Consider the following 13,768-nt stretch of genomic DNA (forward strand, 5'->3'; position numbering starts at 1 on the left):
CCATGGGGTGGTTCCACACGCACGGGCCCTCCTCACGGCCCGCGGTCTCCGTCCTGACCGAGGCCGACGGCGGGCCCGCCGGCTCCGCTGTGCTGCTGCCCGGGCAGCACCTGCTGACCTGCGCGCATGTCGTCAACAGCGCCCTGGGCAGGCCCGACCTGCTGGCCCCGGACCACCCGGGCCCGGTCGCGGTGCGGGTGCGGATCATCGTCCGGGGGGTCACCGCCGAGCGCGAGGCCGAGCTGACGGCGTGGATCCCGCCGCGGCTGCACGACGGCGGGCTGGGCGGCTACGAGTGGAACGGCGATCTCGCGGTGCTGCGCGTGACCGGGTCGCTGCCGCCCGCGTTCCAGCCGCCGCCCTGGCACGCCATGGCGAAGGCACAGCGCATCCGCGCCTGGCACGGCAGCGGGGAGCCGGGGGTCTTCGTCGACTCCAAAGTGACCGACTGCGACGGCCAATTCGGCTACTTCGACGGGGACGAGCACTCCCTGGACGTCGGACAGTCCTACAGCGGCGGCCCGCTGTGGTCGGACGACGAGAGCGTCGTGGTCGGGCTCGTCACCGCGAAGCTGGACATCCACGGCGGTCGCGTCCGCCGCGCCTGGGGCATCCCCTGGCAGCGCGTCCGGCAGGAGCTGGGCGGCAAGGGGCTGGCCCATCTCACCGCCGGTCCCGAGGACGGCGCACGCGACCACCCCGCCTACCCGGAGCTGGTCGCCCTGCTGGACGGGCCGCTGCCGCCCGGCGAGGTCTGGGCGCGCTGCGGGCGGGCCGTCGCCCGGCAGTGCGGCCTCGGCCACCGCGCCGACGGGGCGCCGCCGGTCGAGGAGTTCGCCCGGCTGCTGCTCACCCAGGAGCGGGCGCTGCCCGCCCTGGTGGAGACCCTGCGCTCCACCGCGCGGGACCTGGCGGACGAACTGCTGGCCGTGGCACGCCGGCGCGGGCTGCCACGGCTGCTCTCACCTCAGGAGTACAAGCGGCTGGTCGGGCTCCTGGACGCGCTGCCCGCGCCCGCCGCGGCCCGTATCCCCGCCGCCGTACGGGCTGCGCTGCCGCTGGCCGCCGTGCCCGCGGCGCTGTTGAACGGCGGCGGAAGCCACGCCGCGCTCGTCGAACACCTGGAGACCCTGCACGGCGACAGCGTGCCCGACCCGTACGGCGGGGTGGCCGTGCCGAGGCTGCTGCGCGCCGTCGAGTACGTGGCGGCGGCCTGCTCCGGGGCCGGCGCGGCGGGCGCGGGCGCGGGCGGGGGCCCGGGCACGGCGCTGCGGCAGTGGTGCGACTGGGTCGCCGAACGGCTCGGCGTACACGAGACGGCGCTGTGGGACCGCCGTAAGGACGCCGCTGACTGGGCGAAGAAGTGGCGGCCGACCCCGCCGCGCGTGCTGGTCGAACTGCGCGCGTCGGCCACCAGCGACGACGGCCCCGAGCGCTATCGCAGGCGGCTGTGGTGCGACGACGGGTCCGGCCCGCAGCCGGTCTCGGAGCAGGACCAGCGGCCCCGTACGTCGGGCGAAGTGGCCCGGGAGATCCTGGCGGTCGTCGGAACGCTGCGCCGGGCGGACGGGCTGCTTCCCGTCGTCGAACTGGTCGTGGACCGCGACTCGCTGGAGCTGCCCCTCGACGACTGGGAGGACCCGGACCAGTTGCTGCCGCGGGTGCTCGGCGCGGAGTACCCGGTGGTGGTCAACTGCCCGGAGCTGCGCGAGCTGGGCGGCGACACGATCCTCTCCGACTGGCGGGAGCGGTGGCGGCGGCTGGACATCGAGGAGCCGCTGCACATCGACGACGAGGCGGCCGAAAGCTCGCGGGCCCTGTACGGGCTGCTGATGGAACGGCGGTTCGCGGGGCGGGCGGACATCGTGGCGTCGGGGCAGCGCCGTTCCACCGCCGTGCAGACGTGTCTGGCCGCGGGTGTGCCCGTGGTGCTGTGGGACCGCGGCGACAAGCCCGGCTGCCCCGCCCTCAGCCACCTCACCGACGCGCACGGGCAGCTGCCGGAGCAGGTACGGATCTACCGGACCATGGCGCTCCAGCGCCCCTTGCCCTGCCCCGGCCGCCCGGTGCTGGCCTGGGCGGACCCCGATCTGCTGCCGCCGGACGGGGCGGGGCGGCCGGTGCCGGAGGAGGAAGAGCGGCTGTACGAGCGGCTGGCGATGGACGAAGTCCGTACGCCCCCGCCGGCCGAGACGGTCACCACCGACATGATCCGGCAGCCCAGCTGGTGGTTGCAGGAGGACCAGCTCGTGTTGGCCGCCGCACCAGGCACCGCACCAGACACCGATCCGCTGCCGGACCATCCGCTGTTGCCGGACGCCGACGCGCCGCCGCACTCGGACCCCGACGTGCCGCCGCCGCCACTGGACGCGGACGGGCCGCTGCCGAACGCCGGCCGGCCGCTGCCCGTGCTGGAGCTGACGGACCCGACCGACTTCGACGACCCGGAGGATTTCGCATGGTGACCACATACGACAGCTGGCGGCTGTTCCACGGAGACGGCCGACAGCGCCCGGTCGAGATGCCGCCCGCCCCGCCCTGGCGCACCTTCGGCCCCGTCGCGCCCGACGGCGGCCCGGCCGACGGCCCCGCCCCCGCCCGGCCGTATCTCATCTCGCCGGAACACGCCGACGTGGTGAACGCGGCGCTGCACCTGCGCCGCCCGCTGCTGGTCACCGGCCAGCCGGGGACGGGCAAGTCCTCGCTTGCGCGCGCCATCGCCCACGAGCTCGACCTGGGCGAGGTCCTGCACTGGCCGGTCAACAGCCGCTCCACCGTGCAGGACGCGCTCTACCGCTACGACGCGATCGGGCGGCTGCGGGAGACCTCGCTCAGCCGCGACCGCGGCGAGACCGAGCCATCCCTGGGGAGCTTCGTACGGCTCGGGCCGCTCGGGACGGCGCTGGTGCCGGGCCCGCGGCCCCGGGTGCTGCTGGTCGACGAGCTCGACAAGGGCGATGTGGATCTGCCGAACGACCTGCTGACGGTCTTCGAGGAGGGCGAGTTCGAGATCCCCGAGCTGGCCCGGCTGCCCGAGGAGCAGTCGGTGGTCGAGGTGCTCACCGAGCGCGCGGACGAGCGGGCCACGGTACGGCGGGGGCGGCTGCGCTGCCAGGAGTTCCCCGTCGTCGTGATCACCAGCAACGGCGAGCGGGACTTCCCGCCCGCCTTCCTGCGCCGCTGCGTGCGCCTGGAGCTGCCCACCCCCGACGAGGCCCGGCTACGGGAGATCGTCACCGCGCATCTGGGCGAGGACGCGCTGGAGGACGTCGACCGCCTGCTGGAGGCGTTCCTGCGCCGCCGCTCCGCCCGCCAGCTGGCCACCGACCAGCTACTGAACGCCGTGTTCCTGCGCGCGAGCGGCGTGGACCTGTCGGCTGACGGGCTGCTGGACGCGGTGCTGCACCGGCTGGGCGGGGTGGTGTGACCCGTGGCAGGGGAAGGGCGGGGCGGGCGGCGGCCGGGGGCGCTCGGGCTGCTGGATGACGCGCTCGCGATCCTCGCGGACAGCGGTGCGCGACTCTCCCAGGAGCAGCTGCTCGACGCGCTCTGGCTGGCTACACGGCTGCCCGCGGGGGCAGCGGGTGCGGCTGGGCCGGGGGCGACTGGGCCGACCGGGTCGACCGGGTCGGGGGCGCCGCTGGAGCGCGCCCGTACGGCCGCCACCTCCGGCGCCTCCCCCGACACCACCACCCGGCCGCCGGACCCCGGCGCCCGGCCCCGTACCCCCGTATCCCCCGTATCCCCCGTATCCCCCCTGCCGCCGAAGTCGCGCGTCGAGCCCTCCGAGCCCCCCGTACCGCCGCGGCACGGCGGGCCGGGCGACGGCACGAGCGGTCTGTACGGAGCGGCCGAGACGCCGCCGACCGACCCCGGCGCTCCCCCGCCGTCCCCCGCGCGCCGCGCGCTGCCGCTGCGGGTGCCGGAGGCCAAGGCGCTCCGCGCCGAGCTGCCCATCGGGCGGGCGCTGCGCCCGCTCAAGCAGCACCGGCCCAACCCGCTCAAGCGGGAGGTCGACGAGGTCGCCACCGCGACGGCGCTCGCCGAGACCGGCCTGCCCGACGTGGTCACCCGCCCGGCCCGCGAACGCTGGCTGGACCTCGCGCTCGTCGTCGACGACGGGATGTCGATGCTGCTGTGGCGGCGGCTGGCGGTCGAGCTGCGCACCCTGCTGCAGCGCGCGGGCGCCTTCCGCGTCGTACGGGTCCTGGGCCTCCACACGCGGGGCGCCGACGCGCCCGTGCTGCGCGCCAAGCCGTACGTCCCCGAGGCGCCCACCCTCCCCGTCACGGCGGTGTCCGACCCGTCGGGGCACACGCTGGTGCTGGTGCTGAGCGACGGGGTGGGCGCGGCGTGGCGCGACGGCCGGATGACCGCGGTACTGGAGCGCTGGGCGGGCCTCGGCCCGACGGCCGTGATGCACGCCCTGCCGCCGCGCCTGTGGGAGGGGACCGGGATCCGCGCGCAGCGCTGGCAGGTGCGCACCCGCAGGCCCGGCTCGCCGGGCACGGACTGGACGGTCACCGACCCCGTACTGCCCCCGGAACTCGCGCGCTTCGACGGCGTCCCCGTACCCGTCCTGGAGCCGGACGCCGGGCCGCTGGCCGACTGGGCCCGGCTGATCGCCTCCGCGAGCGGCACAGCCGTACTCCCCCTGCTGACCCCACCGCGCCCCCGCCGCCCTGCCGCCACGCCCTCCGCCCCCGCCAGGCCTGGGGACGAGCTGAGCCGCCTCAAACGCTTCCGGGAGGCGGCCTCGCCCGAGGCGTACCGCCTGGCCGCCCACCTGGCCGCGGTGGCCCCGCTGCCGGTGCCCGTGATGCGGCTGGTGCAGGAATCGGTGGAGTGGCAGGCGGACACGGGGCACCTGGCCGAGGTCTTCCTCGGCGGGCTGATGCGCCCGACCGAGCCCCCGTCCTCGGCGGGCCCGGGGCCGTTTCCGCCCCAGCAACGCCCCTTCACCTTCACCGACACAGTCCGGCGCGCGCTGCTGGGCGCCGTGCCGCTGCCCGAACTCAACGAGACCCGCGAGCTGATCGGCCGCCGCCTGAAGGAACTCGCGGGCAACTCCCCCGACTTCCCGGCCTGGCTCGCCCACCCGTCGGGCGCCGACCGCCTCCGGGCGGGAGCCCGGCCCTTCGGCACGGTGGGGCGGCGGTTGGCGGCCCGGCTGGGCGCGTCGCCGGTCGCGAGGGCAGCGCCACTGCCGGCGCACCGCTGGCGTCCGCTAGGGCCCGAGGACCCGCGCGCCATCGGCCCGTACACGCTGCGGATGACCGACCCGTCGGGGTTCCGCGTCACCACCTACATCGGGGACGAGGACGCGTACGGCGAACAGGTCGTCATCCACACCGCGCTCACGGTGAACGGGCCGTGGGCCGCCGACCTGCTCCGTGTGCAGTCGGAGGCGTTGCGCCGGATGAACGGACGGTACGCGGCCAGGCTGCTGCGGCAGGACCTCGACTGCGCGACTCCATGGATCGCCGAAGAGCCCTTCACCGCGGAGCGGCTGAGCGAGATGCCACTGAGCGGCGACGGAGACAGGGCCTTCGCGGTCGCCCGGCAACTCGCGGACGCGGTGCGGGTGTGCGCTGCCGAGGACATGGCGCACGGGGACCTCCGGCAGGCCACCGTCTATGTCTCCGACGACGGGCTCTTCCTGACCGCCTGGTCCGCGGCCTGCATCGACGGCGTCCCGTCACCGGCCAACCCCGGCGTGCTGCCGACCCCCGAGGACAATGTGCACGAACTCGCCGAGATCCTGCTGGACCTCGGCGGCGGGGCACGCTTCGGGGCCCACGGCGACCCGTACGACCTGTCGCACTGGCGCGGCCCCTGGCGGTCGGTGCGCGATGTCGTGCTGGCCTGTCTGGCGCCCGATCCGCACGACCGGCCGACGGCGCAGGAGGTCTGGGAGGCGTTCGAGCGGCCCGATCCGGCCGTCCCGCCCCCTGTGACCGAGTCCGCCCCGGAGCTCACCAGAGAGCAGCGGGCCCATGGCTGGGCCCCCCTGTCGGACCAGGACCCGCGCTCGCTCGGCCCGTGCACCCTGCACGGCCACATCCGTACCCACAACGGCACGACCGCGTACCTGGGGCAGGGCCCCAACGGGGAGCCCACCCTGCTGCGCACGGTGGGCCAGGGGTCCGGGCGGCGGGGCGCGTTCGCGGAGCTCGGCACGGAAGCGGAAGCGCTGCGCCGGATGGCGGGCCGCTACGCGCCGAAGCTGTTGGGGCAGGACCTGGACGGAGAACCCCCGTGGATCGCCGAGGAGCTGATCCTCGCCTCCGACGGCTCCCCGGCCCGAACGCTGACCGCCCTGCTGTCCGACGGCACGGCGGACGGCTGGGACGCGCGGGCGGCGGTGCGCCTCGGCAGCCAGGTGGCCGAGGCGGTGAGTCTCTGCTGGGCCGAGGGGATGGTGCACGGCCAGCTGACGACGGATACGGTGCTCGTCGCCGATGGCACGGTGAAGCTGATCGGTTGGCAGACGGCCGTCATCGACCGGGGGCCCCGGCGCCTGAGCAGGCGTCTCACTCCCTCAGACGATGTCTTCGCGCTCGGCGAGATCCTGATGGCTCTGGGCGGCGGCCGGCCGACCGCCTCCGAGCGGCGCGGGCTCATCAGCACCATCGGGTGGTACCCCAGCACGGCCGGAACCTACACCGAAAAGGCCGTCGACTGGGCCGGGTCCCGATGGGATGGCGCGGTCTGGGAGCCGTTGCGGACCCTGGTCTCCTCCTGCTTGTTCAACCCGCGCCGGGACCGGCCGACGGCGGCCGAGATCGCGGATGTCTTCTCCCGTATGGTGATGCGCACAGCTCCCAGCTCGGGAACCGACGACGGCACTCGGGAACGCGAGCGGGAACTCCTCCTCGCGCCGTTGCCGTCCGGCCACCGCGTCGTGGTACTCGGCCTCCAAGGAGATACCGAGGCAACCGGGATGACCCTCCAACTCGGCAAGGTCTTCGCCGAGGCACGGCCCGATCGCGTCATCGTGCTCGGCATCCGTCCGGGGGCCGGCAGAGCGAGCCGCCCGTCACAGCGCGAGGCCGGTACGGAGTTGCGGGACCTGGCCGACCTGGCCGACCGGCTCGGCCGCCTACTGCCTGATCTGTATGTCGTCACTGAGCTGCGACGGACCAGCGACGGCGGCTTCAGAGTCCGCCGTGAGAGGCCCTCTCCAGACGGCCGTCCCATCAACGAAGCGGGCCACCCAGCCCAGCCGGTCATAGAGGCCCTGAGCGCAACGCATCCGCTCGCGCTCATCCACGTGACGCCCGACACGGAGAGGACCGTGCCACCCGGAGTCCTCGACCTCGCCGATCAGTTGGTCATCGTCTGGTCGGCGAAGGACGGCAGAAGACCGACCGACGTCGACGCGACCTTTGGCTGGATCACCGCACAGGGCCACGCCGAGCTGCTGCGCCGCAGCATCGTCGTGATCACGGGGGAAGACAACTTCAACCCGCTCGAATACTCCAAGCTTGTCCCCCAACGCGAGTGCCGCGCCATGGTAGCCATCCCTTACGACCCTGGCCTGGCGAGCGGGCAGATGGTCGTCAGCGCCCTGCCCCCGAAGACTCTCGCCGCCTACCGGCAGCTGGCCGTCCTTCTCGCTGAGGGCTTCACCTCACCGGGCGGCGGTCGAGCGGGCTGAGCGGGCGCTCTCACCAGCCCGGACGGGCGAAGCGTACGGGGGTGCCACCGGCCGGTGCCCGGGGCGCGTGGCCGAGGCCCTATCGTGTACGCCATGTCGTCCACCGACCTCATCCGCATTGTCTCCCGCTCCTCCCCCATGGCCCTCGCACAGGTCGAGCGAGTCCGCGCCGAGCTGGCCGCGCTGCGTCCCGGCATCCGTACCGAGGTGGTGCCGGTCACGACGTCCGGCGACCGGTGGATGGGCGACCTGTCGGCGCTCGGCGGGAAGGGCGCGTTCACCAAGGAGGTCGACGCGGCGCTGCTGGCGGGCGAGGCCGATCTGGCCGTGCACTGCGTCAAGGACATCCCCGCCGACCGGCCGCTGCCCGCGGGTACGGTCTTCGCCGCCTACCTCAAGCGCGACGACATCCGCGACGCGCTGGTCCACCCCGGCGGGTTGACGCTCGATCAGCTGCCGGAGGGCGCGCGGATCGGCACCTCGTCGGTGCGCCGCGTGGCGCAACTGGCCGTGTCCCACCCGCATGTGGAGTGCGTGCCGATGCGCGGCAACGCCAACCGCCGCCTGGAGAAGCTGGACGCGGGCGAGTGCGACGCGCTGCTCCTGGCCGTGTCCGGGCTCGAGCGCATCGACCGTATGGACCGGATCAGCGAGATCCTGCCCGTCGAGACGATGTGCCCGCCGATCGGCGCCGGGGTGCTGGCGCTCCAGTGCCGCGAGGACGACACCGCGACCATCGAGGCGGTCTCCGGGCTCGGCGACGCCGACGCCTGGAAGGAGATCACGGCGGAGCGCATGCTCCTGCATGTGCTCCAGGGCCACTGCAACTCCCCCATCGCGGGCTACGCCCGGGCCGAGCGCGACGGCCGCCTCTCGCTGCGCGCCCGTGTCTTCAGCCCGGACGGCAAGACGGTGCTGGACGCGCACGAGTGGGCGGGCCCGCTGGACCCGGCCACACTCGGCACCTCGGTGGCGGTGGCCCTGCTGCGCCAGGGGGCGCGCGAGGTCATCGACACCATCCCGCACTGAGCGCCAGTGAGTTTGCGACGGTGACACGCCGGCGACACGCCGTGCCGTCGGCGTGTCACCGGCGCAAACCCACCGCAAACTGAGGCGCCGGACGCACCCCTACGCTCCCGGGATCGCCACCGCCCGGCCCGTGACCCGCACCCGCTCGTCGTCGGGCCGTACGTCGACGAGAAGGTTGCTGGGGCGCCCCATGTCCTCGCCCTGCCGGATCCGGACCCTGGTCGGCTCCGTCACCAGCCCGAGCGCCCGCAGATAGCCGCCGAAGGCGGCGGCCGCCGCGCCCGTGGCCGGGTCCTCCACGACGCCGCCGGGCGGGAACGGGTCGCGGGCGTGGAAGTCGAAGCGGTCCGCGGCCTCGCGCCACACCAGGTGGACGGTGGTCCACTCATGGACCCGCATCAGCTCCTCCAGCGCGTCGAAGTCGTAGTCCAGGTCGGCCAGCCGCTCGCGGGTGGCGGCGGCGAGGACGAGGTGGTCGTTGCCCGCGAAGGCGATATGCGGCGGAAGGGCCGGGTCCAGGTCGTCCCGGGTCCAGCGCAGGGCCTTCAGCACCTGATCGGTCAGGGCCTCGTCGGCCGGGCGGGAGTGCGCGGGCGCGCTGGTGAGAGTGGCCTGCGGCGCCCCGCCGTCCCCGCCAGCCCCATCGGCCCCATCGGCCCCATCGGCGCCATCGGCGCCATCGGCGCCATCGCCCAGGGTCGTCGCCACGCGGATCTCGCCCGCCATCGTGTCGAAGACCAGTTCGCCGGGGCCGACGCGCTCGGCGAGCGCGACGGCGGTGGCGATCGTGGCGTGCCCGCAGAAGGCCACCTCGGCGCGGGGGCTGAAGTAGCGCAGCCCGTAGCGGCGCGCGGCCTCGTCCCGCGTCGTGATGAACGCGGTCTCGGAGTAGCCGACCCGGGCGGCGACGGCCACCATCTCGGCGTCGTCGAGCGCCGCGGCGTCGAGGACTACCCCGGCGGGGTTGCCGCCGGAGGGGTCGGTGGTGAAGGCGGAGTAGCGCAGGACCTGGTCGGCCTCAGCGGCCGGTACCCCGGGGGTGCCGTGTGTGCTGTGTGCCGTGTCTGCGGTGTGTGCCGTGTGTGCCGTGTGTGCGGTCATGGAGCCACCGTTTCACCGGCCCTCCCATCGTGTCCAACGATTCTTTTCGCTCACTCCCATCGAGAACTCCGATAGCCCCAGGTAGGCTGCGGTACCCATGGACACCCGACTTCTGCGCACCTTCGTGGCCCTGGCCCGCACCGGCAGCTTCACCGCCGCGGCCACCGAGCTGCACCTCGCCCAGTCCACCGTCACCGTCCAGGTCCGCTCGCTGGAGCGGGAGCTCGGCACGCGCCTGTTCGACCGGCTGCCCGCCGGCACGACCCCGACCCCGTCCGGTCGGCGGCTGCTCGAAGAGGCGGAGCGGGTGCTGGACGCCGAGGCCCGGCTGCGGGCGACCGCGGCGGCCGGGAACGGCGAGGGGGCGGGCGGGGCGGTGGAGGGCCAGGTGGCCCTCGGCGCGGGCGAATCGCTGTGCGCGTCACATCTGCCCCGGGTGATCGCCTCGCTGCGGCGCACCCACCCGGGCGTGGACGTCCATCTGCACGCGGCCGATACCGCCGGGGCCGTGGAGGGGCTGCGCTCGGGGCGGCTCGATCTCGCGCTGCTGCTGGAGCCGGATGTCAACGACGCCGGCAACGACACGGCCGCCGATCTGGTGGCGCGGCCCATCGCACACGAACCGCTGATGTACGTGGCCGCGCCCGACCACCGGCTGGCCGGGCGCGAGGCGGGGTGGCAGGAGCTGGCCGAGGAGAGCTTCTTCGTTCACGAGGAGGGCTGCTCGTACAGCGACCGGCTGGTGCGCACCCTGCTCGCGCTCCCCGGCGCACGGCCCCGGCTGACCCGGTTCGGCAGCATCGAGGCCGCCCGTTCCTGCGTGGCCGCCGGGCTCGGGCTCACGCTGCTGCCGCAGGCGACCGTCGAGCGGCAGCTGCGCGACGGCCTCCTGGCCCGGGTCGACGGGCCGCCGATGCCGCCGGTGCCGGTCCAGCTCACCCGGCACCGCAGGCGCTGGACCTCCCCTGCCGCCCAACTGGTCGCCGACGAGCTGACGCGTCTGATCGGCGGCGACCGGAGCGTCAGCTGAATCAGCCGCTGAATCAGCCGCCAGGGATCTGTCAGTGGTCCTCGGCCGCGGGCTCCAGGACGAAGACCGGGATCTGGCGGTCCGTCTTCTTCTGGTAGTCGGCATAGTCGGGGTACGCCTCGACGGCCCGCGCCCACCACCGGGCCTTCTCCTCCCCGTGGACCTCCCGGGCTGTCATGTCCCGGCTCACCGTGCCGTCCCGCAGCTCGACCCGGGGGTCGGCCACGACGTTGTAGTACCAGACGGGGTGCTTGGGGGAGCCGCCCAGCGAGGCGACCGCGGCGTAGGCGCCCTCGTGTTCGACCCGCATCAGCGGGGTCTTGCGGATCTTGCCGCTTTTCGCGCCCCGGGTGGTCAGGAGGATGACCTGCATCCCTCGAAGCGACATCCCCTTGGTGCCACCAGAGCTCTCGATCCGCTCGACCTGATCGCGCACCCACTTCTCGGTGCTCGGCTCGTACTCGCCCTGCAGAGGCATGGTTTCCGTCCCATCGTCGACGACTTGCGGCTCTCGCAGGGTGCAACGCCCGGCCGCGGCCTCGGCATTCCGGGCGGCCGGGATCAGCGGCCGGGATCAAGGGGCCGGGTCAGCCTCGGCCGCGCAGCCGCCGCCACACCGCGCGCGCCGCGTGGTGCCCGGACATGCCGTGCACCCCGGGCCCCGGCGGGGTGGCCGAGGAGCACAGGAAGACCGACGGATGGGCCGTGGCGTACGGGACGCGGGCCAGCTTGGGGCGGATCACGGTCTGGAGGCCCGCGAAGGCGCCGCACCCGATGTCCCCGTCGACGTAGTTCGCGTTGCGCGCCGCGAGCTGGGGCGGCCCGGCCACGGCGCGCGCGAGCACCAGGTCCCGGAAGCCGGGCGCGAAGCGCTCGATCTGCCGCTCTATGGCCTCGGTCGCGTCCCCGTCCCAGCCGCGGGGCACATGGCCGTAGGCCCAGAAGACGTGCTTGCCCGCCGGGGCGCGCGAGTCGTCGACCAGGCTGGGCTGGGCGGTGATCAGGAAGGGGACGGCGGGGGCGCGCCCCTCGGTGGCGGCCCGCAGCGCGGTGCCGATCTCGCCGGCGGTGGGTCCGACGTGGACGGTGCCGGCGCGCCGGGCCTCCGGCGCGGTCCAGGGCACCGGGGCGTCCAGAGCGTAATCGATCTTGAAGACGCTGGCCCCGTAGCGGAAGTGGCGGTACGCGTTGCCGAGCCCGGCGATCCGGGCCAGGGCGGTCGGCGAGGTGTCGAAGACGTACGCGCGGGCGGGCGGCAGCTCGTCCAGCCGCTTGACCTCCACGCCCACGTGGATCGCGCCGCCCTGCTCGCGCAGATACGACCCGAGCGCGTCCGAGATCGCCTGCGAGCCGCCGCGCGGGACGGGCCAGCCCACCTCGTGTCCCGCGAGCGCGAAGAAGAGCGCCAAGCCCGCGGTGCCGATCCCGCTGGTCGGCGAGATGGCGTGGCCCGCCATTCCGGCGAGTATCGCGCGCGCCTTCGCGTCGCGGAAGCGGCGGTTGAGGAGGGAGACCGGCTGGGCGGCGTGGAGTCCGAAGCGCGCCCAGGTCACCGGGTCGGCGGGCACCCCGTCCCACTGGGTGCGCAGAAAGTCGCGGGCGAGGGTGTCCCATCTGCCGACGTACGGGGCGACCAGCCGGCGGTACGTACCGGCGTCGCGCGGGCCCAGCGACATGGCCGTCTCGCCGACCGAGCGGGCCAGGACGGCGGCCGTGCCGTCCGGGAAGGGGTGGGCCAGCGGCAGCTCGGGGTGCAGCCACTCCAGGCCGTACCGGGCGAGCGGCATGGCGCGGAAGGCCGGGGAGCCCACGCCCAGCGGGTGCACCGCGGAGCAGGGGTCGTGCCGGTAGCCGGGGAGGGTGAGCTCTTCGGTGCGGGCGCCGCCGCCGATCGCCTCGGCGGCCTCGAAGACCTCCACCTCAAGGCCGCGGCGGGCCAGTTCGACGGCCGCGGTCAGCCCGTTCGGCCCGGCACCCACCACGACCGCGTCGAGCATGGACGGCACGTCGGGTCTCCCTCCCCGTCCTTGAGGAATGCGTGAGGACTCCTGAGAGTCCGTCAGCCGGCGGCTGACAGCAGGCTCAGGATATGCCGTACGGTCGCCTCGTCCCGCGCCGCTGTGAAAGGAAGCGCGTTTCCGCCCGCGATGCGGAACGGTTCGCCGGTCAGCGTCGCGCTCGCGCCGCCCGCCTCCTGGACCAGCAGCAGCCCGGCGGCGTGGTCCCAGACGTTCTCCCAGGTGAAAGCAACCGCGTCGAGCAGGCCACGGGCCACGTTCAGATACTCGAGACCGGCCGAGCCGCACGGCCGCGACGCGACACCCGGTGTCCGCAGTACGGACAGGGCACGCTTCTCCGCGTCCGTGGTGAAGTCGTAGTGCGAGATCGCGACGTCGAGCACCTCGCCGGGCTCCGGGTGGCCGGAGCGTATCGGCTCGCCGTTCAGCACCGCTCCCCCGCCGCGGCACGCGACCGCCATCAGGTCGAGCGCCGGGGCGTAGGTCCACGAGGCCAGCAGCTCGCCGCGGTGGGCGAGGGTGACGAGGGTCGCGAAGCCCGGGTCGCCGTGGACGAACTGCCGGGTGCCGTCGACCGGGTCGACGATCCACACCGGCGCGTCGCCGCCCAGCGCGCCGAGCACCGACGGGTCGGCGTGCACGGCCTCCTCGCCCACCACGGCCGAGCCGGGCAGCAGCGCGGTGAGCGAGGCGGTCAGATGCTCCTCGGCCTGCCGGTCGGCGATCGTCACCAGGTCGTGCGGGCCGTTCTTCTCGACGATCTCGTGGTCGGCGAGCTGCCGGAACCTCGGCATGACCTCGGTGGCGGCCGCCTTGCGTACCGCCTCCTCGACGTCGGACAGTGCACCGGAGACGAGAAACTGCTCGATCATGTCTGTATCGAACCATGTTCCGGCGACAGCCGGTGACCGGGCGGCGGCCATGGGATGG

The 13,768-nt window shown here is 74.4% G+C and carries 9 protein-coding genes; 5 read left to right on the forward strand and 4 right to left on the reverse strand.

The genetic code is table 11. The features are described 5' to 3' along the window. Window positions 1–2: 2 nt before the first annotated feature. The 4 genes from ACWY4P_RS12355 (at window position 3) to hemC (ending at window position 8,689) form a co-directional block, all read left to right on the forward strand. The gene (locus ACWY4P_RS12355) at window positions 3–2,465 is read left to right on the forward strand and encodes a VMAP-C domain-containing protein (RefSeq protein ID WP_456210582.1); all 2,463 of its coding nucleotides are present in this window, start codon (window positions 3–5) and stop codon (window positions 2,463–2,465) included. Further along, window positions 2,459–3,427: an AAA family ATPase gene (locus ACWY4P_RS12360; protein ID WP_456210583.1), complete on the forward strand. Its 969-nt coding sequence runs from the start codon at window positions 2,459–2,461 to the stop codon at window positions 3,425–3,427. Before ACWY4P_RS12355 ends, ACWY4P_RS12360 begins: the two co-directional genes overlap by 7 nt. A gap of 3 nt (window positions 3,428–3,430) precedes the next feature. After that, the gene (locus tag ACWY4P_RS12365) at window positions 3,431–7,660 is read left to right on the forward strand and encodes an SAV_2336 N-terminal domain-related protein (RefSeq protein ID WP_456210584.1); all 4,230 of its coding nucleotides are present in this window, start codon (window positions 3,431–3,433) and stop codon (window positions 7,658–7,660) included. A 93-nt stretch (window positions 7,661–7,753) separates the two neighbouring features. Then, the gene (gene hemC, locus ACWY4P_RS12370) at window positions 7,754–8,689 is read left to right on the forward strand and encodes a hydroxymethylbilane synthase (protein WP_456210585.1); all 936 of its coding nucleotides are present in this window, start codon (window positions 7,754–7,756) and stop codon (window positions 8,687–8,689) included. A gap of 99 nt (window positions 8,690–8,788) precedes the next feature. Here hemC and ACWY4P_RS12375 read toward each other — a convergent pair whose 3' ends face one another. After that, on the reverse strand, window positions 8,789–9,790 hold the full coding sequence (locus ACWY4P_RS12375) for a PhzF family phenazine biosynthesis protein (RefSeq protein ID WP_456210586.1): 1,002 nt from the start codon (window positions 9,788–9,790) through the stop codon (window positions 8,789–8,791). Between the two features lie 97 nt (window positions 9,791–9,887). On the opposite strand from ACWY4P_RS12375, the gene ACWY4P_RS12380 reads away from it, so the two are divergent. Continuing rightward, a complete protein-coding gene (locus ACWY4P_RS12380) occupies window positions 9,888–10,820 on the forward strand; it encodes a LysR family transcriptional regulator (RefSeq protein WP_456210587.1) in 933 nt (310 codons plus the stop codon). Window positions 10,821–10,851: 31 nt separating this feature from the next. Here ACWY4P_RS12380 and ACWY4P_RS12385 read toward each other — a convergent pair whose 3' ends face one another. The 3 genes from ACWY4P_RS12385 to ACWY4P_RS12395 form a co-directional block, all read right to left on the reverse strand. Further along, window positions 10,852–11,298, reverse strand: coding sequence for a nitroreductase family deazaflavin-dependent oxidoreductase (locus tag ACWY4P_RS12385; RefSeq protein WP_456210588.1), 447 nt, complete (start codon window positions 11,296–11,298; stop codon window positions 10,852–10,854). Window positions 11,299–11,407: 109 nt separating this feature from the next. Continuing rightward, on the reverse strand, window positions 11,408–12,817 hold the full coding sequence (locus tag ACWY4P_RS12390) for a phytoene desaturase family protein (protein ID WP_456212900.1): 1,410 nt from the start codon (window positions 12,815–12,817) through the stop codon (window positions 11,408–11,410). Between the two features lie 62 nt (window positions 12,818–12,879). Then, on the reverse strand, window positions 12,880–13,710 hold the full coding sequence (locus ACWY4P_RS12395; RefSeq protein ID WP_456210589.1) for an inositol monophosphatase family protein: 831 nt from the start codon (window positions 13,708–13,710) through the stop codon (window positions 12,880–12,882). Window positions 13,711–13,768 lie beyond the last annotated feature (58 nt).

This window comes from Streptomyces sp. LZ34, from assembly GCF_053890475.1.

Coding starts and splice junctions, on each gene's coding strand:
- ACWY4P_RS12355 (WP_456210582.1), top strand. CDS start 3: ATGGGGTGGTTCCACACGCACGGGCCCTCCTCACGGCCCGCGGTCTCC.
- ACWY4P_RS12360 (WP_456210583.1), top strand. CDS start 2,459: ATGGTGACCACATACGACAGCTGGCGGCTGTTCCACGGAGACGGCCGA.
- hemC (WP_456210585.1), top strand. CDS start 7,754: ATGTCGTCCACCGACCTCATCCGCATTGTCTCCCGCTCCTCCCCCATG.
- ACWY4P_RS12375 (WP_456210586.1), bottom strand. CDS start 9,790: ATGACCGCACACACGGCACACACGGCACACACCGCAGACACGGCACAC.
- ACWY4P_RS12380 (WP_456210587.1), top strand. CDS start 9,888: ATGGACACCCGACTTCTGCGCACCTTCGTGGCCCTGGCCCGCACCGGC.
- ACWY4P_RS12385 (WP_456210588.1), bottom strand. CDS start 11,298: ATGCCTCTGCAGGGCGAGTACGAGCCGAGCACCGAGAAGTGGGTGCGC.
- ACWY4P_RS12390 (WP_456212900.1), bottom strand. CDS start 12,817: ATGCTCGACGCGGTCGTGGTGGGTGCCGGGCCGAACGGGCTGACCGCG.
- ACWY4P_RS12395 (WP_456210589.1), bottom strand. CDS start 13,710: ATGATCGAGCAGTTTCTCGTCTCCGGTGCACTGTCCGACGTCGAGGAG.